Source organism: Actinomycetota bacterium (genome assembly GCA_035765775.1).
In the GTDB taxonomy this organism is placed as follows: domain Bacteria; phylum Actinomycetota; class CADDZG01; order JAHWKV01; family JAOPZY01; genus DASTWV01.
In genome coordinates this window covers 1-23,330 of the sequence record DASTWV010000029.1, presented here as the reverse complement: position 1 = coordinate 23,330, position 23,330 = coordinate 1, and the positions used below count along the sequence as shown (strand labels likewise).

The window sequence follows — 23,330 nt, the reverse complement described above, 5'->3', positions numbered from 1 at the left end:
GCTAAACACGTGAGGCTGCACCAAAATGCATTTCGGGGAGAACCAGATATCACCGAGTTTGATTGGCCTTTCACCCCTAACCACAGCTCATCCGCCCGGTTTTCAACCCAGGTCGGTTCGGCCCTCCACGAAGTCTTACCTTCGCTTCAGCCTGGCCATGGATAGATCACTCGGCTTCGGGTCTAGACCCCGTGACTAAACGCCCAGTTAGGACTCGCTTTCGCTACGGCTCCGGCATATGCCTTAACCTTGCCACGGAGCGCTAACTCGCCGGCTCATTCTTCAAAAGGCACGCTGTCACGAAGTACTGGTTGCCCAGTACGGGACGCTCCAACGGCTTGTAGGCACTCGGTTTCAGGTACTATTTCACTCCCCTCCCGGGGTACTTTTCACCTTTCCCTCACGGTACTAGTTCACTATCGGTCGCCAAGGAGTATTTAGCCTTACCGGGTGGTACCGGCAGATTCGCACGGGATTTCCCTGGTCCCGCACTACTTGGGATGAGCACCGGGAGGCTGTGCGGTTTCGACTACGGGGCTGTTACCCACTGTGGCCGAGCTTTCCAGAATGTTCGTCTACCGCAGAGCTTTGTAACTCCCTGGCCTGACCGGCGTCAGGCCTGGTGCGTCCCACAACACCCATGTCGCAACGCCACCGGGCTATCACACGACACAGGTTTAGGCTGTTCCCGTTTCGCTCGCCACTACTCAGGGAATCACGGTTGTTTTCTCTTCCTCGCCCTACTGAGATGTGTCAGTTCAGGCGGTTCGCTTCCTGGCCCTATGGATTCAGACCAGGATGACGACCCATGACGGTCGCCGGGTTCCCCCATTCGGAAATCCACGGATCAACGCTTGTTTGGCAGCTCCCCGTGGCTTATCGCAGCCTGCAACGTCCTTCATCGCCTCTTGGCGCCAAGGCATCCACCGAGTGCCCTTACTAACTTGACCGAGTTTGATGCTCGCGCTCGCTATGCAGTTCTCAAGGTGCCGCACGGCCCCAGGCCCGTCAGGCTGTGGAGCCTGGTGGTGGACCGGGGTCCGGACATGCCAACGACAGCCCATCCATCTATTCGGTGGGCTGCCGGATTGGCAGTCACGCGTCCGAGGGTGCTCCCTCGGAACTAAACAGCGTGCCCGCATTGCCTTCGGCTGAAGCCTCCGGCACGAACTACCAGCGATCGACTAGGAGTCAAACTCCTTAGAAAGGAGGTGATCCAGCCGCACCTTCCGGTACGGCTACCTTGTTCACGTAGATCCCCATGTCGCCATGAGGCGTGGACTATATCTTCATCCTGGCTTCCATCTGCTGCCGCTTCCTCGGATGCCATGACCCGACGGCACTGATGAAATCAGCATGGGACTCGGCCCGAACATACATTCTCCAGTAGTTCGGGTCCACGGCCGCACTGGGATTGTTATCCGAGGTCGTTTTGGCCGATGCGGTGAGTCCGATGCGCCGAGCTGTACGTGCCATCCCGCAGGGCTCCCTGCAGGTAGGCCTCAAGCCCGGCCCTATTCTTTGCCAGGAGCTCGGCGTGTAGTCTCTGAGGGGTCAGACCAAGGGCTAAGGGACCCTCGAAATGACTTCCCTGCTGATTGCCCGCACCGGTCGGATTGTCACTGTCCACATTCCCAACCTTACGGAAGGGGTGTGACAGTACCGCCGGATGCTCGGGGTTTCCAGCAAATAGCCGAGTTTTTCTCCCGCTGTTACCAGCGGGGGTCGCAACGTGCTTACGACTTCACCCCAATCGCCAACCCCACCTTCGACGGCTCCCTCCTTGCGGTTAGGCCACCGGCTTCGGGTGTTGCCAACTTTCGTGGTGTGACGGGCGGTGTGTACAAGACCCGGGAACGTATTCACCGCGGCGTTGCTGATCCGCGATTACTAGCGACTCCGACTTCACGGGGTCGAGTTGCAGACCCCGATCCGAACTTAGCTGACTTTTTTGGGATTCGCTCACCCTTGCGGGGTTGCCGCCCATTGTGGTCAGCATTGTAGCATGTGTGCAGCCCTGGACATAAGGGGCATGATGACTTGACGTCATCCCCACCTTCCTCCGGCTCTACGCCGGCAGTCCCTCTAGAGTCCCCGACATTACTCGCTGGCAACTAAAGGCAGGGGTTGCGCTCGTTGCGGGACTTAACCCAACACCTCACGGCACGAGCTGACGACAGCCATGCACCACCTGTCAGGGGCCCTTACGGACACCACATCTCTGCGGCTTTTCCCCTGATGTCAAGCCCAGGTAAGGTTCTTCGCGTTGCATCGAATTAAGCCACATGCTCCGCCGCTTGTGCGGGTCCCCGTCAATTCCTTTGAGTTTTAGCCTTGCGGCCGTACTCCCCAGGCGGGGTGCTTAATGCGTTAGCTGCGGCACGGAAGGCGTCGATAGCCTCCCACACCTAGCACCCATCGTTTACGGCTGGGACTACCAGGGTATCTAATCCTGTTTGCTCCCCCAGCTTTCGCTCCTCAGCGTCAGGACCGGCCCAGGACACCGCCTTCGCCACCGGTGTTCCTCCTGATATCTGCGCATTTCACCGCTACACCAGGAATTCCATGTCCCCCTACCGGCCTCTAGCCTCGCAGTATCGAATGGCCGCCCCCAGTTAAGCCGAGGGATTTCACATCCGACTTACGAAGCCGCCTACGAGCTCTTTACGCCCAATAAATCCGGACAACGCTCGCCCCCTACGTATTACCGCGGCTGCTGGCACGTAGTTGGCCGGGGCTTCTTCTGCAGGTACCGTCACTTTCGCTTCGTCCCTGCTGAAAGAGGTTTACAACCCGAAGGCCTTCATCCCTCACGCGGCGTCGCTGCGTCAGGCTTTCGCCCATTGCGCAAGATTCCCCACTGCTGCCTCCCGTAGGAGTCTGGGCCGTGTCTCAGTCCCAGTGTGGCTGGTCATGCTCTCACACCAGCTACCCGTCGCTGCCTTGGTGGGCCGTTACCCCGCCAACAAGCTGATGGGCCGCGAGACCATCCCGGGCCGGCTGACCTTTGCTCCCCCGACCATGCGGTTGGGGGAGAATATCCGGTATTAGCAGTGGTTTCCCGCTGTTATCCCGGAGCCCAGGGTAGGTTCCTCACGTGTTACGCACCCGTTCGCCGCTCCGTACCAAGGGGTTACCCCCCTGGCCGATCGCTCGACTTGCATGTGTTAAGCGCGCCGCCAGCGTTCGTCCTGAGCCAGGATCAAACTCTCCGTAAGAGATCACAAGGCTGCTCTGTGAGGATGCAGCCCAGAATCCGAGAGTTAGGCTCCGACGTAACGCAGGCCGAAAAAGAAGTTTTCCGACTGCGTGTTGTTCGGATTTGTGTTCGTTTGCCGCTACTACCAAACTCAGTGCGCCGGTTGCCCGGACGCACGGAATGTGGGTTCGCGAAGCACTGGCGTTCTTCTACGAACACGCTGTTTAGTTCTCAAGGAGCACCCAACTCTTCCCTGCCTCCAGGTCACCGGATCGACCGAGCCCACTCCGGCTCAGCCGGCCCCGTCACCTGGTTCAGGGCCCAAAAAAACCGTCGGCTTCTGCCGACGGCCAGAGCGAACCTGCGAACTTCGTAGGGTCGGACTGGTCTTCTTGGCCCCCTTGTGCAGTTGTACGAGGTGGCTCCCAAGCGACGCGCATCGCCGCTCGGGCAGGAGCAAACCTACCTCGCCCCCGCTCCCCTGTCAACTTCATCCGGCCGTCCGGGTGAATCATCGGCGGATCCGGCGGCAAGCCGGACGAACCGCCGCCGGCCCACCTGCAGGACCCGGCCCGCCAGGGCATCCAGGCCCAGGGTCTCGGACCCGACCGGGTCGCCGTCGAGGCGCACCCCGCCCTGGACGATCAGCCGGCGCCCTTCGCCATTCGACGCCGCCAGGCCGAGCTCGGCCAGCAGGCGGGGGACCCACACCATGCCGGCCCCGTCCACGCACCCCGCGGGCACCTGCCGCTCCTCGATCTCGCTCGCTGTGGGCAGCCGCCGCTCTTTGTGGACACGGTCGAAGTGCGCCCGGGCCTCGTCCGCTGCCTCCGCTCCGTGGTACAGGCGCACGACCTCGGACGCCAGTCGCCGCTTGGCCTCCACCCACGCCAGCGTGCCGTCCAGGAGGGCGGCCTCGATCTCGTCCACCTGCCAGGGCCCGAGGTCGGTCACGAGCCGGAAGTACTTGCCGATCAGGGAGTCGGGGATCCGCATCACCTTGCCGAACATGTCGTCGGCGGGCTCGGTGATCCCGATGTAGTTGCCCAGGGACTGGCTCATCTTGTGCACGCCATCGGTCCCCTCGAGGATCGGCATCGTGAGGGCGATCTGGCGCCGCTGCCCGTTGCCGATCCGCTCCTGCAGGTCCCGGCCCACCAGCAGGTTGAAGGTCTGGTCGGTTCCTCCCAGCTCGACGTCGGCGTCGACCACCACCGAGTCGTAGCCCTGCATGAGCGGGTACAGGAACTCGACGACCGAGATCGGGCTCCCGCTGGCATAGCGCTTGGCGAAGTCGTCCCGCTCCAGCATCCGGGCGACGGTGTACTGCGAGGTCACCTGCAGGACCCGGCGCATGTCCATCCCTGCCAGCCACTCCGAGTTCCAGCGGATCTCGAGGCGGTCGAGGTCGAGGACGAGGCGGAACTGGTCGAGCAACGCCTCGGCGTACGCCCGCACCTCCGATTCCGACAAGGGCTTGCGGGTCTCCGACTTGCCTGACGGGTCGCCCACCTGGGCGGTGAAGTCGCCGATGATGAGCACTGCCTGGTGGCCGAGATCCTGGAACTGGCGCAGCTTGCGCAGCACGACCGTCCACCCGAGGTGCACGTGGGACGCCGTCGGGTCCAGCCCGAGCTTCACCCGCAGCGGCCGCCGGTCCTCGATGGCCTCCTTCAGCCGGAGGTCGAACTCGGCGTCCGGGATGACCGCGGCGGCCCCCGAGCGGAGGATGCGGACCTGGTCGTCGAACGGGATCACGCCTGACATCATCGCATCGGGCTCGCCCATGGCCCAGGCTCGTAGAACCGCCAGAGCTCCTCGGTGGCCTTGGAGATCCCGATGCGCCGGCTCGCCGCCACGGTCCCCGAAACCCGGGCTGGTCCCCGGACCGAGACCGGCCCCGCCACCAGGTCCGCCCCGTTCAAAGCCAGGTCGATCCCGAACGCCTGGGCCAGCCGCCCCGGACCCCGGCACAGGAGCCTGTCCGCCCCGCCCCCCCGCCGCTCCCGCATCAGCGCAATCCCGTCCACGGGCTCGACCGCCCGGAGCAGCACCGCCCCCGGGCTGGCCTCCGCCTCGCAGACCACGTTGGCGCAGTGGTGCATGCCGTACGAGAAGTACACGTAGAGGTGGCCGGGCGGCCCGAACATGACGGCGTTGCGGGGCGTCCGGCCCCGGTAGGCGTGGCTCGCCGGGTCGGCGGGGCCGCAGTAGGCCTCCACCTCGACGATGCGCCCGCTCACCCGCCCGGCGGGGAGATCGCTCACCAGCAACCGGCCGATGAGGTCCGGTGCCACCAGCAGCGGGTCGCGCCCGTAGAACCGCCGGGACAGCGCACCCATGGCAGTCAGGCCTTGGCCAGGAAGGGGCGCAGCTCTCCGAGCGGCCAGGTGGTGATGACCCGCTCGGGCGTCACCCACCCCCGCTGGGCAGTCCCCACCCCGAAGCGCAGGTAGTCCAGCTCGCCGATCGAGTGGGCATCGGTGGAGATGGCGAACACGCACCCCGCCTCCCGGGCAATGACCACGTGCTCGTCCTTGAGGTCGAGGCGGCGGGGGCTGGAGTTGATCTCCATGGCGACGCCCTCCTCGGCTGCGACCCGGCACGCCTGCTCGATGTCGAAGTCCGACGCCGGCCGCCGGGGCAGCATCCGCCCGGTGGGGTGGCCGAAAATGTTGACCTCCGGGTTGCGCAGCGCCTTCAGCACGCGGCGGGTCATCGCCGGGCGCTCCATCGCCAACTGGTGGTGGAGGCTGGCCACCACGACGTCGAAGCGGGCGAGCACCTCGTCCGGGTAGTCGAGCTCCCCGTCGAGGCCGATGTTGGCCTCGAGGCCGTGCAGCAGCACCATGCGCCCACCCAGCTCCTCGTTGATCTCGGCGACCTCCCGGGCCTGGGCGTCGATGTCGGCCAGCGACAGCGACCGGGTGACGGCCAGATTGGCCCCGTGGTCGGTGACGGCGTAGTACTGGTGGCCCTTGGCGGCGGCGGCCATCGCCATCTCGCGCAGCGTCCGGCGGCCGTCCGAGTACGTCGAGTGGCTCTGCAGGTCGCCCCGCAGGTCCTCCAGCACCACCACCCTCGGGAGCGCCCCCCGCAGCGCCAGCTCCACCTCACCCCGGTCCTCCCGCAGGGTGGGCAGCGGCGTCTGCATGCCGAGGGCGGCGTACACCTCCTCCTCGCTGGCCCCGGCGATGCGTTCCGCCCCCCGGAACAGGCCGTACTCGGACAGCTTCAGCCCGCTGCGCACTGCGTGCTCCCGCACCTTCACGTTGTGGGCCTGCGACCCGGTGAAGTACTGCATCGCGGAGCCGAACTGGTCCCCCGCCACCACCCGGAGGTCGACCTGCAGCCCGGAGCCGCTGACGAGGGAGACCTTGGCCGGCCCCCGGGCGATCACCTCGCTGGCGGTGTCGAGCGAGGAGTCGAACGGCCCGTCGCCCGGCCCGGCGAATGCGCGCAGCACGCCCGCCGGGTCACTGGTGGCGATGAGGATGTCGAGGTCGCCGATGGTGTCCCGCATGCGCCGCAGGCTGCCGGCGTAGGCCGCCCGCTCGACCGCGGGGTGCTGGCGGATCGGCCGGAGGAGGTCCTCGGCCAGGCCGAGGGCGGTCCCCATGGGGGTCCGCTGCTCAATGCGGGCGTGGCGCTCGAGCGCCCGGCGGACGTTGTCCTCGGAGCGCGCGCCGAACCCGGGCACCTCGCGCAGCCGTCCGGCGTCCACCGCCTCCCGCAGCTCCTCGAGGGAGGTGACCCCCAGCGCCCGGTGCAGAACCAGGGCCTTCTTCGGCCCCAGACCGCCCAGGCGGGTCATCTCCAGGACGCCGGGTGGGAACCGTTCCCGCAGTGCGTCGAGCGCCCGCATCCGACCGGTGGACACCAGCTCGGCGATCCTGCCGGCGGTCGCCTTGCCGATCCCGTGCACCTCGACCAGCTGGGCCTCGGGGATCCCCGACACCGAGCGCCCGAGCACCGCCACGGCGTCACCCGCCCGCCGGTAGGCAAGGATCCGGAAGCGGTCGCCCCCTTCGATCTCCAGCAGGTCAGCCAGCTCGTGGAGTGCAGCGGCGACCTCGGCATTGGTAGGCGGCATCACCTTCGATGGTACCCAGCGGTCCGTTTGGGCCGGCAACCATTTTGGGCCGGCAACCGGCCGGCAAACCGGACGGCACTCAGCGGGCGAAGAAGTGCAGCCCGATCCACGCCCACCCGGCGATGATCCCCACCCGCCCCGACCGGCTCCGCATCGCCCGGGTCACCGCGGAGCCCAGCGTCGGGATCCGGGACCCCGGCAGGCGGGCGAGCACCTCGAGCAGCACCCCGACAAGCGCGAGGGCCACGAAGCCGGCTTCGGTCAGGAACCGGCTGCTCACCGCTCCACCAGGAACCATCCGGCCGCGAGCCAGGCCCCGATCGCCACCATGCGGCCCAGGGGGTGACCCAGCACCGGGTCCAGGAGGGTGCTCAGGGTCGGGTGGCCGGGCGAGTTCACGCTGAGCGAGGGTTGGAACAGCAGCGCCACCAGCTCCCAGATCCCCACGGTGGCGAAGAGGCCCGCCCAGGCGGCGATGCCGAAGCCGGTGAGCCTGGGGGCCGACGAAGCCCGGGACGGGACCCGCCAGGCCCAGACGACGGCCAGGGCCCCGGGCACCCAGATGGCGACGGTGACGGGCAGGGTGTAGCGCCGGAACGTGCCGACGATGACGCCGAAGGCCACGCCGGCCGCCAGCAGGAGCACGGTAACCCGGGGAGAGCGGGGTGGAGCTGCGGGGCGGGAATCCTGCGGCGCCGGCCGCCCCCCCACCCGGCGCCGGACGCTGTCGACCACCAGCACCGCCGCCACGGCGTACAGCAGCGTCGCATGCAGGCTCGGGTCACCCGTGAGCACCTCGAAGGTGCCCGCGAGCACGAAGATCCACACGACCGGGTCCAGCGCCCAGGCCACCCCTCGCCGCAGCTTCTCGAGGCCCTGCACGGCGCCATTCTCCGCCACAGGGTCCCAGCCTGTCCCAACCTGTCCCAGACGGGTCCCGACCGCTCCCGACCGGTTCCGCTGCCTACCCGCTCTCCAGCCGGCCCCGCTGGTGCAGCACGTACAGGATGCCGAGCGACGGGAGGACCAGCGCGGCGGCGACCACGAAGATCCCGGCCAGGGTCTCCAGGGTCGCCATGGGCGCCGCCGCCGATGCGATCGAGGCGTGGTTGCCCAGCAGGTAGGGGTACTGTGCCACCCCCCACCCGGCGATCACCGACCCCACCGCCAGCGCCGCCATCACCCGCAGCAGCCGGGGGTCCGCCTTGTGGAGCAGCCCGAGCACCCCCACGCCCGTCAGCGCCGACAGGATCACGAACGGGATCCCCGGCCCAAGAAGGCGGTGCAGGAGGTGCGGGGCCGCGCGGTGCAGCACCACCAGCCCCCCCGCCGAGATCAGGCCGGCCCCCGCCGCCGCCAGGCGGGAGCGGTTGCGGAAATAGATCTCGAGGTCGGCCTCACCCCGCTGGCGGGCCTCGGCGGTCAGGAACACTGCTGCCAGGTAGGCGCAGGTCACGACCGCCAGCGCCCCGGTGAACAGGCAGGTCGGGGTGAACCAGATCTCCAGCGAGCCCGCCGACCGGTGCAGGGGCACCCTCCCGGTGGCAATCGCTCCCGCCGCCGTGCCGAAGAAGAAGGGGGTGACCACCGACGAGGCGGCGAAGGTCGCCCCGGTCGCGCGCTGTGCCGAGGTCCGCACCGACACCTTCCGGAAGGCGAACCCCGACCCGCGCAACACGATGCCGAGCGCCGCCAGCCCCAGGGGGACGTACAGCGTCCGCATGACGGCGGCGAATACCGGGGGGAATGCGGTCCAGGCCAGCACCAGGCAGAAGATCAGCCACACGTGGTTGGCCTCCCACACCGGCCCGATCGAGTGGTCGATCAGCGCCCGTGGCCGCCGCCCGCGCTCGGCGCCTCCCGCGGTCAGGTCCCAGAACCCGGCCCCGAAGTCGGCGCCCCCGAACATGGCGTAGGCCGTCAGGACCACGAAGAGCATCCCGGCGGCGACCGTCCTCACGGCTGGGTCACCGCCTCGACGCCCTCGTCCGGCCCGTACGGCACATCGAACCCGGCCTCGGCCCCCGCCGACCAGCGCCGTTTCATCGCCAGCAGCACGGCGATCGCCCCGATGCCCGCCCCACCCACGATGATCACCGAACCGGTGAAGAACAGCCACACGTTCCCCGACCGGGTGACCGCGTCCCGGGTCAGCAGCAGCCCCTCCACCGTCCACGGCTGGCGGCCGACCTCAGTGACCACCCATCCCGACTCCAACGACACCACCGATACCAGGCCGGCCAGTGCCGCGCCCAGCCAGAACAGGCGGCCACCGGGCACCTCCCGCTTCCGCACCCAGACCAGTCCGAACCACAACGCCAGGCCGAGCAGGGCGAAGCCGGTCCCCACCATGGCGTCGAACGAGGTGTGCACGATGTTGACCAGCTCGGTGGGGGCCCGGATCTCCTTGGGCACCGTCTCCAGGCCTTTGATGTCGGTCTTGGCGCTGAACCCGGCCAGCAGCGAGGCGAAGTCGGGGAGCCGGATCCCGAACTTGACCGTCCCGTTGGCCATCATCAGCCCGCCGAGGGTCTCCGGGACGTGGGTCCCCGAGTGGGACAGCAGCTCGATGGCGGCGAACTTGGCGGGCTCGTTGTGGTAGGTCTCCCGGGCGACGACGTCGCCGACGAAGATCTGCACCGGGATGACGACGGCCGCCACGCTGAACGGGATCAGGAACCCCAGCCGGCGGTAGCGCGAGGGCCCCGACCGCAGCCGGCCCACGGCATAGATGCTGGCGGTCAGGAAGCCGGCCACCACGTAGGCGGCCAGCAGCATGTGCAGTGCCTCGTACCAGAACGCCCGGTTGAAGAACACCGCCAGCGGGCGGACGTCGACCACGTTGCCGTGGCGCAGCGTGATCCCCCCGGGCAGGTTCATCCAGGCGTTGGCCGCCACCACCGAGAACGTCCCGCCCATCCCGGAGATCACCACCGGCAGCCCCATCTTGAAGTGGGTCCAGGGCCGCATGCGCTTCCAGCCGTAGATGTAGACCGACAGGTAGATGGCCTCCAAGAAGAAGAAGATGCCCTCCACCACAAACGGGATGCCGTACGCCGCCCCGAAGCGGCCCATGAGCCCGGGCCACAGCAGCCCCATCTCGAAGCTCAGCACCGTGCCCGAGACCGCACCGACGGCGAAGAGGACCGCCGCCACCTTCGACCAGCGCTGGGCCAGCAGGAGGGCATCCTCGTCGCCGTGCTTGTAGGCCCGGTACTCCGCCAGCAGCATCAGCGTCGTCAGGGCCACCCCGAACGGGACCAGGATGATGTGGAAGCCCAGGGTGAAGGCCATCTGCTCCCGGGCGGGGAGCAACTGGGGCGGGCCGGGTGCAACCGCGAATAGCACGCCGGGCATCGTAGTCCGGTGCGGCCCCCGGGCCTATCCAGCGCACCGGGGACCCAGCCTCCCCGCCACCGGCCGGCCACGCCGGCGACAGCGCCTTCGCCCGGCCCCACACGACGGCATCGCCGGGGTCATCCCACCCCCCGGGGGGTACTGGTCGAGGGAGGTCGGGATGCCGCCGAGGTCGCCCTCCCAGTGCCCGATGAAGCGGTCCTCCCCGGGCCCGCCGGAGCACTCCTCGGCGATGCAGGCCGCCCCCTGGCCCACGAGCGGGGCCAGGCCCTCCGCCAGGAGATCGACGCATTGCGAAACGAACCTACGCCCGCAGGCCCTCCAGGCGGCGCTCCTGCTCGGCCAGGACGGCCTCCAGGGTGGCAATCTGGTCCGCGACGCGCTCCGGGGCCGTGCCGCCGTGGGTCTGCCGGGCCTCGACACAGGCTCTCGGATCGAGGCGCTCCAGGGCCGGCGCCCGGAACGAGGGGTGGGCTGCGGTCAGGTCACCCAGGCTCACCGACGCGAGCTCCCGACCCTCCCCGGCCAGCTTGCCGACGAGCCCTCCCACCGCATGGTGGGCCTCCCGGAAGGGCACCCCCTCGGCCACCAACCACTCGGCCAGGTCGGTCGCCGCCGAGGCGGTCCCCACGGCGGCCGCCAAGCGGGCGGGCGAGAACCGCATCGTCGCCACCAGGCCCCCGAGAGCGGCCAGCCCGGCAATCAGCGTGTCGGCGGTGTCGAAGACCGCCTCCTTGTCCTCCTGCAGGTCCCGGTCGTACGCCAGGGGCAGGCCTTTCACCACCCCCAGCAGGTGCACGAGATTGGCGGTCAACCGGGCGCTCTTGGCCCTCGCCAGCTCGGCGATGTCCGGGTTCTTCTTCTGCGGCATGATGCTGGACCCGGTGGCATAGGCGTCGTCCAGCACGGCGAAACCGAACTCGGCCGAGGTCCACAGCACCACCTCCTCGCCCAGCCGGGAGAGGTGCGCCCCCAGGACGGCGCCCGCCGACAGGAACTCCAGGGCGAAGTCCCGGTCGGAGACGGCGTCGGCGGCGTTGTCGAAGATCGCCCCGAAGCCGAGGTCGCCGGCGGTGGCGAGCGGGTCCAGCGGCAACGAGGTGCCGGCGAAGGCGGCGGCGCCCAGCACCGAGACGTCGGCGGCGCGGAAGGCGTGCACCATGCGGACGAAGTCCCGGGAGAGCGCGAAGGCGTGGGCCAGCAGGTGGTGGGCGAACAGGATCGGCTGCGCCCGCTGCAGGTGGGTGTACCCCGGGGCCAGGCTGTCGCGGTGCTCGAGGGCCTGCACGAGGAGCGCGCGCTCCAGGCCCACGATGCCCTCGGCCACCGACCCCGCGGCCCCCTTGACCCACAGGCGCAGGTCGGTGGCCACCAGGTCGTTGCGGGAACGGCCGGCGTGGATCTTGGCGCCCACGTCGCCCAGGCGGGCGGTGAGGAAGCGCTCGACCGCGGAGTGGATGTCCTCGTCGGCCTCCTCGAAGGCAAAGGCGCCGGACTCGAAGAGCTCAGCGGCGGACTCCAGCGCCTCCTCGACCGCCGCCCGCTCGGCGGCGGTCAGCAGGCCCGCGCGCTGCAGGCCGCGGGCGTGGGCCCCGGTGACCGCAAGGTCCTGGCGCCACAGGCGCTGGTCGTAGGGCAGCGAGACGGTGAAGGCCCGGAGCGCCTCGGCGGGCGGCGCCCCGAACCTCCCTCCCCACAGCGGATCTGCCACCGGCTAGGAGCGCCCGCGTGCCCGGGCCCACGTCTTCAACGGGAGGCCCCACAACTTGACGAAGCCTTCCGCCGCCCCGTGCTCGAACGTGTCGCCGATGTCATAGGTGGCCAGCGACAGGTCGTAGAGCGAGCCGGGCGCCGAGCGCCCCACGACGCGGGCCGAGCCGGGCTCGAGCTTCACCCGGACGTCACCGCTGACGTACTGCTGGGTATTGGCATTGAAGGCGTCGAGCGCCTCCCGCAGGGGCGAGAACCACTGGCCCTCGTAGACCAGCTCAGCGTACCGGGCCTCCAGCCCGCGCTTGGTGCGCAGCACATCACGGTCCAGCACCAAGGCCTCCAGGTCCCGGTGCGCGTCGATGAGCACCAGTGCTCCCGCCACCTCGTAGACCTCCCGGGACTTGATGCCCACCACCCGGTCCTCCACCATGTCGAGGCGGCCGACCCCGAAGCTGCCGGCCAGGGCGTCGACCCGGCGGATGAGCTGCGCCAAGGGCAGGCGCTCGCCGTCCACGGCGACCGGCACCCCGGCCTCGAAGGTGAGCACGCAGTAGGCGGGGTCCGTCGGAGCCTTCGAGGGGGGAACTGTGCGCTCCCACACGTCGTCTGGTGCCTCGGCCATCGGGTCCTCCAGCTGGCCGCACTCGATGGCCCGGCCCCAGAGGTTCTCGTCGATGGAGTAGGGCGCCTTGACCGGCACTCCGGCCCCGGTGGTTGAGGTGGTCGCCACCGGGAGCCCGTGGGCGATGCCCCAGGCCTGGGTCTCCTCGCGGGTCATGCCCCAGCCCCGCACCGGGGCGAGCACCTTGAGGTGCGGTGCCAGGGCCCCGAGCGACACCTCGAAGCGCACCTGGTCGTTTCCCTTGCCGGTGCACCCGTGGGCCACCGACCCGGCGCCGAACTCGGCGGCCGCCTGCACCAGGTGGTGGCAGATCAACGGCCGCGACAGCGCCGAGACCAGGGGGTAGCGCCCCTGGTACAGGGCGTTGGCCGCCAGCGTCGGGCGGAGGTAGTCCTCGGCGAACTCGTCGGTGCCGTCCACCACCACCGCCTCCACCGCCCCCGACATCAGCGCCCGTTCCCGGAGCGCCTCGAAGTCTCCTCCCTGGCCCACGTCGGCAGCCACGCAGATCACGTCCGCGTCCAGCGCCTCCCGGAGCCACCCCACCGCTACCGTGGTGTCCAGACCACCCGAGTAGGCCAGCACCACCCGCTCCTTCACCGTCCACCGTGCCTTTCCCGGTCCGTGCCGGATTGGGGGCTGCCCTCCGCGAGCAGCCGCAATGTCGCCTCCACCGCCGATACCGGTGTCCCCTGCCGGCACACCACGAGGATGGTGTCGTCGCCCGCCACGGTGCCCGCCACGCCGTCCAGGGAACCGCCGTCGATGACCGCCGCCACCATGCCGGCGCACCCCGGTGGGGTGTGCACGACGACAAGGTTGCCCGCGGCTTCCATCTCACTCACCAGGCCGGGTGGCAGCCTGCGCAGGGCGCCGTCCCCGGGCGGGGCGACGATGGCCGGGGAGCCGGGCAGAGCGTACACGACCCTCCCGTGACGCCGGACCTTCACCGCCCCCAGCTCCTCGAGGTCCCGGGACACCGTGGCCTGGGTGGCCACCTGACCGGCGCTGGCCAGCAGGCCCACCAGCTCACCCTGGCTGCTCACCCCACCCTCGGCCAGAAGCCGGGCGATCCGCTGCTGGCGCTCGGTCTTCGAACCGGTCACCGCGGGCCCCGGGCTGCGGTGCCATCCATCAGCCACTCCAGCACCGCCTTGGCGGTGTGCAGGCGGTTTTCGGCCTGGTCCCAGACCACCGACGACGGCCCGTCGATCACCGACGCCTCGATCTCCTCGCCCCGGTGCGCCGGCAGGCAGTGCATCACGAGGGCTCCGGGCGAGGCATCCTCCAGGCGGCGCCGGGTGAGCGCGTAGTCCCGCAGGGCCTGCAGGCGTTCGCTGCGCTGGCCCTCCTCACCCATCGAGACCCACACGTCGGTGTACAGGACGTGCGCCCCGCGCACCGCCTCGTCGGGGTCGGAGCAGACGTCGATCTTGGTCTTCGATTTGTTGGCCGCGGCGATCTCCTGGGCCCGGTCCACCACCAGGGGGTTGGGCATGTAACCCTCGGGGCTGGCTATGGTGACGGCCGCCCAGCCGGCCTTCGCCCCGGCCAGCAGCAGCGAGTGGCACACGTTGTTGTTGCCATCGCCCAGGTAGCACAGGCGCACGGACGACGGGACCGAGAAGCGCTCGGCGACGGTCATGACGTCGGCGAGCGCCTGGCAGGGGTGCTCGAAGTCGGAGAGCGCATTGATGACCGGCACCGACGCCGCCGACGCCAGCTCGGTCAGGCGCTCCTGGGCGAAGGTGCGGATGACGATGGCGTCCAGGAAGCGGGACAGCACCCGGGCGGTGTCGGCCACCGACTCCCCCCGGCCGAGCTGGACCTCGTCCATGCGCAGCAGGACCGGGTGGGCGCCCATCTCCACCGCCGCCACCTCGAAGGACACCCGCGTCCGGGTGGAGGGCTTCTCGAAAATCATCCCCACGCTGCGCCCCTGGAGCGTGCGGGGGTGGTCCGAGCGTGCCGGCTTCAGGTCCAGGGCGCGCCGGACCAGGGCGGCCTGCTCGTCCGGGGAGAGGTCGTCGGACGAGAGGAAATGGCGGGTCATGCCTCAACCTTCGTCAGCGCCTTGCCCAGGGTTGCTACCGCTTCGTCGCATTCCGCCTCGCCCATGAGCAGCGGCGGGCACAGCCGGATCACCGACGGGGCGACGTCGTTGACCAGCAGGCCGTCGGCGAGCGCGGCCAGCGCCACGTCCCGGGCGCAGTCCGCACCCAGCTGCACCGCCACCAGCAGCCCCTTCCCCCGGACGCCGGTGACCGCCGGGTGGGACGCCATCAGACCTTCCAGCCCCGCCTGCAGGTGCGCCCCGACCCGCTGGGCCCGCCCCACCAGGCCGTCGCGCTCGATCACCTCCAGCACCGCCAAGGCAGCGGCGCACACCACCGGGCCGCCACCCACCGTGGTGGCGTGGTCGCCCGGGTGGAAGGCGGTGGCCAGCTCGCCCCTCGCCACGCAGGCGCCGATCGGCAGCCCGTTGCCCAGGGCCTTGGCCAGCGTGATCACGTCCGGGACCGCCGCCCCGCCCGAGTGCTGGAATCCGAACCAGGCCCCGGTGCGCCCCAGGCCGGTCTGGACCTCGTCGAGGACCAGTGCCGCACCATGCGCGTCGCACGCGACCCGTGCCGCCGGGAGGTACCCGTCGGACGGGACCACCACGCCGCCCTCGCCCTGGACCGGCTCCAGCAGCACCCCGGAAACGGAAGGACCCATGGCGGCCTCCAGGGCGGCGGAGTCGCCGTAGGGCACGTGGATGAATCCGGGCGGCACCGGGGCGAAGGCCTCCCACTTGGCCGGCTGCCCGGTGGCGGCCAGCGTCTGCAGGGTCCTGCCGTGGAACGAGCCCCAGGCCGCCACGGTGAGCGGCGGATCGCCCGGCCGGCCGGCATCCCGCCACCAGCGGCGGACCAGCTTCAGGGCGCACTCGTTCGCCTCGGCTCCCGAGTTGGCGAAGAACACCCGCCCGTCCGCCCAGCCCAGCAGACCGCACAGCCGGGCAGCCAGCTCGGCCATGGGCTCGGTGTAGTAGAGGTTGGACGTATGCGTGAGCCGGCCCGCCTGCCGGGCGACCGCCTCGGTTACCGCCGGGTGCGCGTGCCCCAGAGCGGTGACGGCCACCCCGGCAACGAAGTCCAGGTAGGGCCGGCCGGCCTCGTCGTACAGGTAGATCCCCTTGCCCCGCACGAAGGTCACCGGGTAGCGCCGGTAGGTGGGCATCACCACGGCGTCGGCGGCCGCCTGCTGCACGGCGCTCACGGCAGCACCATGGTGCCGACGCCCTCGTCGGTGAAGACCTCCAGCAGCAGCGCGTGCGCCACCCGCCCGTCGAGGATGTGCGCCTGGGCCACGCCGTTGGTCAGGGCATCGATCACCGACCCGATCTTCGGGATCATCCCCTCGGTCAGCGTCCCGCGCGCCTGCAGCTCCTGGAGTGAGGCCACCGACGCCTGCGAGATCAGGCTGTCCTGGTCGCCCAGGTCGGCGTACAGCCCCTCGACGTTGGTCAGGAGCACCACCTTCTGCGCCCCGACCGCGACGGCCACCGCGGCGGCAGCCTGGTCGGCGTTGATGTTGTAGGGCCCCTCCGGGCCCGACCCCACCGGGGCGACCACCGGGATCAGGTCATCGTCGAGGGCGCTGTCCAGAGGCCCGGTGTTGACCTTCTCCACGTCGCCCACGAAGCCCAGGTCCTCGCCCGCCGGCCCCGTCGCCCGGCGGGTGGCCAGCATGGCGCCCTCCTCGCCGGAGAGCCCCACCGCCCGGGCCCCGTGGCGGGCCAGGGCGGCCACCAGGCGCCCGTTGATCTCCCACAGCACGTCGCGCACGATGGCCACGGTCTGGGCGTCGGTCACCCGCCGGCCGCCGACGAAGTTGGGCAGCTTGCCCGCGGCCCGCATGGCGTGCGAGATCTGCTTGCCCCCGCCGTGGACGAGGATCGGGGACATGCCGACGAAGCGCATCAGGGCGAGATCCCGGGCGAGCGAGTCCAGCATTGTTTCCTGGTCCACGCTCTCCCCGCCCGCCTTCACCACCACACGGCGCCCGGCCCAGGCCCGGATGTAGGGCAGCGCCTCGGTCAGCACCTCGGCCTTCGCCTGCGCTGTCGCCAGCCTCATGGCTCGTACTCGGCGTTGATCTCCACGTAGCCCAGGGAGAGATCGCTGGTCAAGATGGTGCCCGCCCCGGTGCCCACCCCCAGGTCGCAGTCGATGCCCACCTCCCGCGGCCGCAGGGCGACGTTGGCGCGCTCCACCGCCTCGGGCGGGGCGATCACCCCGCGGTCGAGCAGGGTCACGCCCCCCATGGCGATGCTCAGGGCGCCGAGGTCCCAGGCCACCCCCGACTTCCCCAGGGCGGCGGCCACCCGGCCCCAGTTGGCGTCCGAGCCGAAGAGCGCGGTCTTCACCAGCGGGGAGTCGGCCACGGTGCGGGCGGCCCGGCGGGCGTCGGCGTCGGTTGCCGCCCCGGTGACACGCACGGTGACAAACTTGGTGGCACCCTCGCCGTCGGCCACGATGGCGGCTGCCAGCCGCCCGCACACGGTGCGCAGCGCCGCCTCCAGCTCCCCATCGGCGGGCGTGACCCCGCAAGCGCCGTTGGCGAACACCAGGACGGTGTCGTTGGTACTGGGATCCCCATCGACGGTGATGCGGTTGAACGAGCCGTCCACCGCCGCCTGCAGGGCGGCCTGCAGCCGGGCCGCGGGCACCACCGCGTCGGTGGTGAGGAAGGCCAGCATCGTGGCCATGTTGGGGGCGATCATGCCGGCGCCCTTCGCCATCCCCCCGAGCACCCATCCCCCCTCATGGCGCACCGCCACCCGCTTGGGCCGGGTGTCGGTGGTGAGGATGGCCCGGGCGGCAAGCTCGTCGTCGGCAGGCGACGAACCCAGCCCCGCGGCCGCCTCCGCGACCCCCTTCGCCACCCGGTCCATGGGCAGGTAGGAGCCGATCTTGCCGGTGGAGCACACCAGCATCTGCGCGGCGGGCACGCCGATCTGGGCGGCGGCGGCGCCGGCCATCTCGACCGCGTCCGCCAGCCCCCGGGCACCGGTCACGGCATTGGCGCACCCCGAGTTCACCACCACGCCCCAGGCCGCGCCCGCCGCCGCCCGCGGCCGGCTCACCTGCACCGGTGCGGCGGCGGCCGGGTGGGTGGTGAACGTGCCCGCCACCGCCGCCGCCCGGTCGCTCACCAGCAGGACCAGGTCCAGGCCCCGGCTGCGCTTGATGCCCGCCTCGACCCCCGCCACCCGGAAGCCCGCGGCGGCGCACACCCCCTCTTCTGTTTCCGTCATGCAGTCACGCTCCCTCGTCGTCCGCGCCCGGTCATCGGTCCCCAACCACCGCACGGGGTCGTCGCCGGCCGGTCGACATCAGCGCACCGGGCGTCATGGCACCAGGCCCGCTGCGTCGAGGCCCGTGGCCTCGTCGAAGCCCAGCATGAGGTTGGCGTTCTGCACCGCCTGGCCGGCGGCGCCCTTGCCGAGGTTGTCGATGGCGGCGATGGCGATCGCCCGCTCGGTCCGGGGATCCACCAGGGCGGTGACCTCGGCGATGTTGGTGCCCGCCACCCGCCGGGTCTCGGGGAGCCGCCCCGGGGGCAGGACCCGGACGAAGGGCTCGCCGCCGTAGCGTTGGTGGAGCAGGCCGAGGAGGTCCTCGGTGGTGGCCGCCCCGGACAGGGGGGCCGAGCAGGTGGCCAGCAGCCCGCGGGTGACCGGGATCAGGTGGGGGACGAAGCTGACGGTCACCGGCACCCCGGCCACCGCGGTCAGCTCCTGCTCGATCTCGGCGATGTGCTTGTGGCCGGTCGGCGAGTAGGCCCGCAGGTTCTCGTTCACCGCCACGAAGTCGAAGCCCTCCCCGCTCGCCCGCCCGGCCCCGGACACCCCGGAGAGGGCGTCGATGTGGATGCCGCCCGGCGTGATGGCGTCGGCGGCGAGCAACGGCGCCAGGGCCAGGAGCGCGGCGGTCGGGTAGCAGCCCGGGTTCGCCACCCGGCGGGCGCCGGCGATCTCGTCCCGGCGCCACTCGGTAAGCCCGTACACCCAGTCCGCGAGGTTTCCCGGGGCGGCGTGCTCGGCGCCGTACCACTGCCGGTAGGTGGCAGCGTCCTGCAGCCGGAAGTCTCCCCCGAGGTCCACCGCCGCCGGGCCGGCGTAGCCCGCCAGGACGGCCATGGACTCGGTGTGCGGCAGCGAGGCGAACAGCAGGTCGGGCTGGGTGTCCAGTGCCTCCTGGACGCTGACGAACGACCCGGCACCCGCCATCCAGGGATACGAGTCCCCGATCGGCCGCCCCACCCGGGTGGCGGCGGCCGCGGCCACCACCTCCATGCCCGGGTGCCGGGACAGGATGCGCAGCAGCTCACCCCCGGCGAACCCGGAGGCGCCCAGGATGGCGATGCGGCAGCGGCCTGCATGAATATTCATTGTGACGAATGATCATACACGACCGGCATGCGGGCGAAGCCGGGGAGCACAATGCAGGTATGCCCCACCTGCATGCCCACCCCGGCCCCACGGGCCCGCCGCCCGAACCGCCCTCGACGGCCCGCCTGGCGGCCGCACTCGGCCTGATCCTCGCCTTCATGGTGGGCGAGCTGGTGGCCGGGACCGTCGCCCACTCGCTGGCGCTCTACTCCGACGCCGCCCACATGCTCACCGACGTCCTCGCCCTGGCCCTCGCCCTGGCGGCGGCCCGGCTGGCCACGAGGCCGCCCCGCGGCGGCCTCACCTTCGGGCTGCGGCGCATCGAGATCCTCTCGGCCCTGGTCAATGCCACCCTGCTGCTCGCCCTCGCCTGCCTGGTGGCCATCGAGGCCGTCTACCGGCTGCTGCGACCGGGGCCGGTCGGGGGCGGGACGGTGGTCGTGGTGGCGCTCATCGGGGTGGCCGTGAACCTCGCCGCCACCTGGCAGCTGGCCCGGGCCAACCATACGAGCCTCAACATCCGGGCCAGCTACGCCCACATCCTCACCGACCTGTGGGCCTTCATCGCCACGGCGGTCGCCGGGGTGGCCATCCTCACCACCCACTTCCGGCGGGCGGATGCCATCGCCTCGTTGCTGATCGCCGCCCTCATGCTCCAGGCCTCTCTCCACCTGCTCCGGGAGGCGGTGCGCATCCTTCTGGAGGCCGCACCGGCCGGCGTCAGCCCGGTCGAGGTGGCGCGCACCCTGGAGGAGCACCCGTGCGTCACCAACGTGCACGACCTCCACGTGTGGGAGATCACCTCGGGCTTCCCCGCCCTGTCCGCCCACGTGCTCGTGCGGCCGGGCGACGACTGCCACGCCATCCGGGAGGACCTCGAGCGCCTGGTCGGGGAGCGCTTCCGCATCGACCACACCACCCTGCAGGTCGACCACGACCAGAGCGGCCAGCTGCTCACCATCCAGACCAAGCCACCGGGCCGGGAAGCCCCGCACTGAAGCGGCGCCGCACCGCGCCTCGGGCGAGGGTTGGCGAGCCCCCGGAAGGCTATGGTGGCCGTCATGCGCCTGCGCCTGGCTGGCTCGCTGGCTGTCCTCCTCCTCGCCGGGGCCTGCGGCGCCGCCAAGACCCAGGTGAGGAGCACGCCCACCCCGAGCCGGGCGGCCAGGCCCAGCCCGTCGCCCTCGCCGAGCGCCGCCCCGAGCGTGATCCCGAGCCCACCCGCCAGCAGCCCGAGCGCGGCTCCCAGCCCCTCCCGGCCCACGCCGATCCCGACGCGCGCCGCCCCACCGCCCACCACGCCGGCCGCGCCCGCAACCGCACCTGCCCCGGCGGCCTTCCCGGACTGGCCCACCTATGACGCCGATGCCGGGCACAGCGCCGTGGCCCCGGCGAGCCCGGCCGCCAGCACGGCGCCGACGGCGGCCTGGACCAGCTCCCCGCTGGACGGCGACGACCACGGCCAGCCCCTTGTCGTCGGGGGCAGCGTCATCGCTGCGACCGAAAACAACTCGGTCTACGCCTTCAGCGCCACCACCGGCCGGCAGCTCTGGATGCGCCACCTCGGCACCCCGATGGCCGCCAGCGCCCTGCCGTGCGGCGACATCACGCCGGTGTCGGGCATCACCAGCACCCCGGTGGCCGACCCCGCCGCGGGCCTGGTGTACGTCGTGGCGTTCCTCAGCTCGCGCGCCCACACGCTCTTCGCCCTCCACCTGGCGGACGGCTCGGTGGCCTGGAGCAAGCCGGCCGACGCCCCGGGGCTGAACCCCCTGACCGAGCAGCAGCGCAGCGCCCTGACCCTGGCCAACGGCATGGTGTACGTGCCCTTCGGCGGCCTCTACGGCGACTGCGGCACCTACCGCGGCGCCGTCGTCGGGTTCCCGGCCAACGGCAGCGGGGCCACCATCAGCTACGTCGTGCCGTCGCAGAACGAGGCGGCCATCTGGGCACCGGGTGGCGCCCCCGTGGACAGCGCCGGGGACCTGTACGTCGCCACCGGCAACAGCTCCTCCAGCGGCGCCTTCGACGAGGGCAACGCGGTCATCCGCCTGAGCCCCAGCCTGCAGCAGCTCTCTTCGTTCGCTCCGGCCAACTGGGCCGCCCTGAACCGGGGTGACCTGGACCTCGGCACCATGAGCCCCACGCTCCTGCAGGGCGGGCAGGTCCTCCAGGTGGGCAAGACCGGCATCGGCTACCTCCTGAACGCCGCCAACCTCGGCGGGGTCGGGGGGCAGCTCGCCTCGGCGCAGGTCTGCCCGACCGCCTTCGGGGGCACGGCCTACACCGCCCCGGTGGTCTACGTGTCGTGCACCTCGCAGCTGGTTGCGGTCTCGGTGGCGGGCAGCGGGATCTCGGTCACGTGGCGGGCGTCAGGGTTCTACGCCGGGCCGCCGATCGTGGCCGATGGGGCGGTGTGGACCCTGGACCTCACCCACAACACCCTCGTGGAGATCAACCCGGCCAGCGGGGCGGTGCTGCACACGGTGCCCACCAACGCTCTGGCCCACTTCGCGTCCCCGTCGGCCAGTGGCGGCCTGATCTTCGTGCCCGGCCTCCGGGCGATCCAGGCCTTCCGGGTGCGCTGAGGACGCCTCTGATGCATCCCCTCGCCCATCCCCTCACCCATGCCCATACGCTTGCCCTTGCCCTCGCCCGGCTCGTGGCCGGCCCCACCCCGACGCCGGCCGCCACGACGGTCGCCGCCCATCCCACCTGGGCCCTCATCGCCCTGCTCGTCGGCCCGCTGGCGCTGGCCCTCGTCGGCCTGGGGATCGTACGGCTCCGCCACAGCACGCAATAGCCAACTTATTCCCGGAACCCGTGGGCGTAGCTTAGAGTGTCTCAGTTCCGACGCACGCGGTATAAGCTCACCGCCGTCTCCCCAACCGAGCAGGAGACGGCAAGCGGGACTGCCAATGGACAGGAATCAACGGCCCAGACGTCGTCCGGCCCCCTCGATTGGGAGGAACGAGGGGTGGCTGTGGACCACCACCCCCCGGGTGCCCCGCTCTCCCCCCCGGTCATCTTCCCGGCCGCTCTGCCCCCGCCTCCGGCCTCCGTACGGGATCGGGATCCTCGCCGTCGCCCTCGCGCTGCTCGGTCCCATCGCGGGCGCCGGGGTCACCCCCGCTCGGTTCGCCCAGGTGGGTTCGGCACCGGCCGCCTCCACAGCCCCGGTGGCGGGCGGTGCCCCGATCGCCCAGGACACCTTCGCCGGGCGGACAGTGTCGGGCAGCTGGGGCGCCGCCAGCGACGGCCAGTCCTGGGCGCTGCGCTCCGGATCGGGCGCCAGCTTCTCGGTGGGAGCCAGCGGCGGCGTCATGGCCGGGACGGCCTCCAGCTCGCCCAACTACCTGACACTCGGGTCGGGGTCGGCCACCAACGTGGAGGCAGTCGCCGAGTTCTCCACCGGCGACGCCGCCGCAGACGACCAACGGATCATCCTGCGGTTCCAGGACGCCGGCGACTTCTACGCCGCCGGGATCGCCTCGCCGAACAACGCCGCCGAGCTGGACATCCTCAAGGTCAGCGGCGGGTCCCTGACCTCGTTGGCCTCCGCCCCCTTCACCGCCACCGCCAACACCCAGTTCTGGGTGCGGGCGCAGGTGGTGGCCAGCGGGACCTCAGCGGTCCTCTCCCTGCGGGCGTGGGCCGACGGCACCACCGAACCCACCACCTGGCAGGTCACCCATACCGACACCGCACCGCTGCCCGGCGGCGGGGTGGGCCTCGACGGCTATGACGGCGGCGCCGGCTGGACGGTGGCCAACTTCTCGGCGGGCGACCTCTCCGGGACGCCCAGCCCTCCGCCGCCCACGCCGACGCCCACGGCCACGAACACGCCGACCAACACGCCGACGAGCACGGCCACCAATACACCGACCGTCACGCCGACGGCGACGAA

Annotated in this window: 19 protein-coding genes and 2 rRNA genes; 4 read left to right on the top strand and 17 right to left on the bottom strand. The window is 70.9% G+C overall.

Going from position 1 to position 23,330, the window contains the following annotated elements; all coding sequences use genetic code 11:
* From VFW71_06330 to argC, 17 genes are all read right to left on the bottom strand, one after another.
* Positions 1–950 (bottom strand): 23S ribosomal RNA (locus VFW71_06330); the annotation flags it as partial.
* 739 nt (positions 951–1,689) lie between these two features.
* Positions 1,690–3,218, bottom strand: a 16S ribosomal RNA gene (locus VFW71_06325).
* 443 nt (positions 3,219–3,661) lie between these two features.
* Complete coding sequence (gene tyrS / locus VFW71_06320) at positions 3,662–4,987, bottom strand: tyrosine--tRNA ligase (GenBank protein ID HEU5002380.1); 1,326 nt, start codon at positions 4,985–4,987, stop codon at positions 3,662–3,664.
* Entirely contained in the window at positions 4,966–5,541 is a 576-nt protein-coding gene (locus VFW71_06315; GenBank protein HEU5002379.1) for a DNA-3-methyladenine glycosylase, read from the bottom strand. The genes tyrS and VFW71_06315 overlap by 22 nt, the downstream gene beginning before the upstream one ends.
* Positions 5,542–5,546: 5 nt before the next feature.
* Positions 5,547–7,292 (bottom strand): DNA polymerase/3'-5' exonuclease PolX, encoded by a 1,746-nt coding sequence (polX, locus tag VFW71_06310; protein ID HEU5002378.1) that lies wholly within the window; start codon positions 7,290–7,292, stop codon positions 5,547–5,549.
* Positions 7,293–7,371: 79 nt separating this feature from the next.
* Complete coding sequence (locus VFW71_06305) at positions 7,372–7,572, bottom strand: DUF6186 family protein (GenBank protein ID HEU5002377.1); 201 nt, start codon at positions 7,570–7,572, stop codon at positions 7,372–7,374.
* Positions 7,569–8,174: a hypothetical protein gene (locus VFW71_06300; GenBank protein ID HEU5002376.1), complete on the bottom strand. Its 606-nt coding sequence runs from the start codon at positions 8,172–8,174 to the stop codon at positions 7,569–7,571. The genes VFW71_06305 and VFW71_06300 overlap by 4 nt, the downstream gene beginning before the upstream one ends.
* An 82-nt stretch (positions 8,175–8,256) precedes the next feature.
* Entirely contained in the window at positions 8,257–9,252 is a 996-nt protein-coding gene (locus VFW71_06295; protein HEU5002375.1) for a cytochrome d ubiquinol oxidase subunit II, read from the bottom strand.
* Positions 9,249–10,640 carry a cytochrome ubiquinol oxidase subunit I gene (locus VFW71_06290; GenBank protein ID HEU5002374.1) on the bottom strand — a complete coding sequence of 464 codons (1,392 nt, stop codon included), beginning with the start codon at positions 10,638–10,640 and terminating at the stop codon, positions 9,249–9,251. Before VFW71_06290 ends, VFW71_06295 begins: the two co-directional genes overlap by 4 nt.
* 313 nt (positions 10,641–10,953) lie before the next feature.
* The gene (gene argH, locus VFW71_06285) at positions 10,954–12,360 is read right to left on the bottom strand and encodes an argininosuccinate lyase (GenBank protein HEU5002373.1); all 1,407 of its coding nucleotides are present in this window, start codon (positions 12,358–12,360) and stop codon (positions 10,954–10,956) included.
* Positions 12,361–12,363: 3 nt separating this feature from the next.
* Complete coding sequence (locus tag VFW71_06280) at positions 12,364–13,584, bottom strand: argininosuccinate synthase (protein HEU5002372.1); 1,221 nt, start codon at positions 13,582–13,584, stop codon at positions 12,364–12,366.
* Positions 13,581–14,090: an ArgR family transcriptional regulator gene (locus VFW71_06275; protein ID HEU5002371.1), complete on the bottom strand. Its 510-nt coding sequence runs from the start codon at positions 14,088–14,090 to the stop codon at positions 13,581–13,583. Before VFW71_06275 ends, VFW71_06280 begins: the two co-directional genes overlap by 4 nt.
* Entirely contained in the window at positions 14,087–15,037 is a 951-nt protein-coding gene (gene argF, locus VFW71_06270) for an ornithine carbamoyltransferase (GenBank protein ID HEU5002370.1), read from the bottom strand. The genes VFW71_06275 and argF overlap by 4 nt, the downstream gene beginning before the upstream one ends.
* Complete coding sequence (locus VFW71_06265) at positions 15,034–16,245, bottom strand: acetylornithine transaminase (protein ID HEU5002369.1); 1,212 nt, start codon at positions 16,243–16,245, stop codon at positions 15,034–15,036. Before VFW71_06265 ends, argF begins: the two co-directional genes overlap by 4 nt.
* Entirely contained in the window at positions 16,242–17,105 is an 864-nt protein-coding gene (gene argB, locus VFW71_06260; GenBank protein ID HEU5002368.1) for an acetylglutamate kinase, read from the bottom strand. The genes VFW71_06265 and argB overlap by 4 nt, the downstream gene beginning before the upstream one ends.
* Entirely contained in the window at positions 17,102–18,286 is a 1,185-nt protein-coding gene (gene argJ / locus VFW71_06255; GenBank protein HEU5002367.1) for a bifunctional glutamate N-acetyltransferase/amino-acid acetyltransferase ArgJ, read from the bottom strand. The genes argB and argJ overlap by 4 nt, the downstream gene beginning before the upstream one ends.
* A gap of 93 nt (positions 18,287–18,379) precedes the next feature.
* The gene (gene argC / locus VFW71_06250) at positions 18,380–19,423 is read right to left on the bottom strand and encodes an N-acetyl-gamma-glutamyl-phosphate reductase (GenBank protein HEU5002366.1); all 1,044 of its coding nucleotides are present in this window, start codon (positions 19,421–19,423) and stop codon (positions 18,380–18,382) included.
* 59 nt (positions 19,424–19,482) lie between these two features.
* On the opposite strand from argC, the gene VFW71_06245 reads away from it, so the two are divergent.
* The 4 genes from VFW71_06245 to VFW71_06230 all read left to right on the top strand — a co-directional run.
* Complete coding sequence (locus VFW71_06245; GenBank protein HEU5002365.1) at positions 19,483–20,421, top strand: cation diffusion facilitator family transporter; 939 nt, start codon at positions 19,483–19,485, stop codon at positions 20,419–20,421.
* Between the two features lie 63 nt (positions 20,422–20,484).
* Positions 20,485–22,011: a PQQ-binding-like beta-propeller repeat protein gene (locus VFW71_06240; GenBank protein ID HEU5002364.1), complete on the top strand. Its 1,527-nt coding sequence runs from the start codon at positions 20,485–20,487 to the stop codon at positions 22,009–22,011.
* A gap of 11 nt (positions 22,012–22,022) precedes the next feature.
* Positions 22,023–22,226, top strand: a complete 204-nt coding sequence (locus tag VFW71_06235) for a hypothetical protein (GenBank protein HEU5002363.1) — start codon at positions 22,023–22,025, stop codon at positions 22,224–22,226.
* Between the two features lie 343 nt (positions 22,227–22,569).
* The coding region (locus VFW71_06230) for a hypothetical protein (protein HEU5002362.1) at positions 22,570–23,330 on the top strand (761 nt) is incomplete at its 3' end.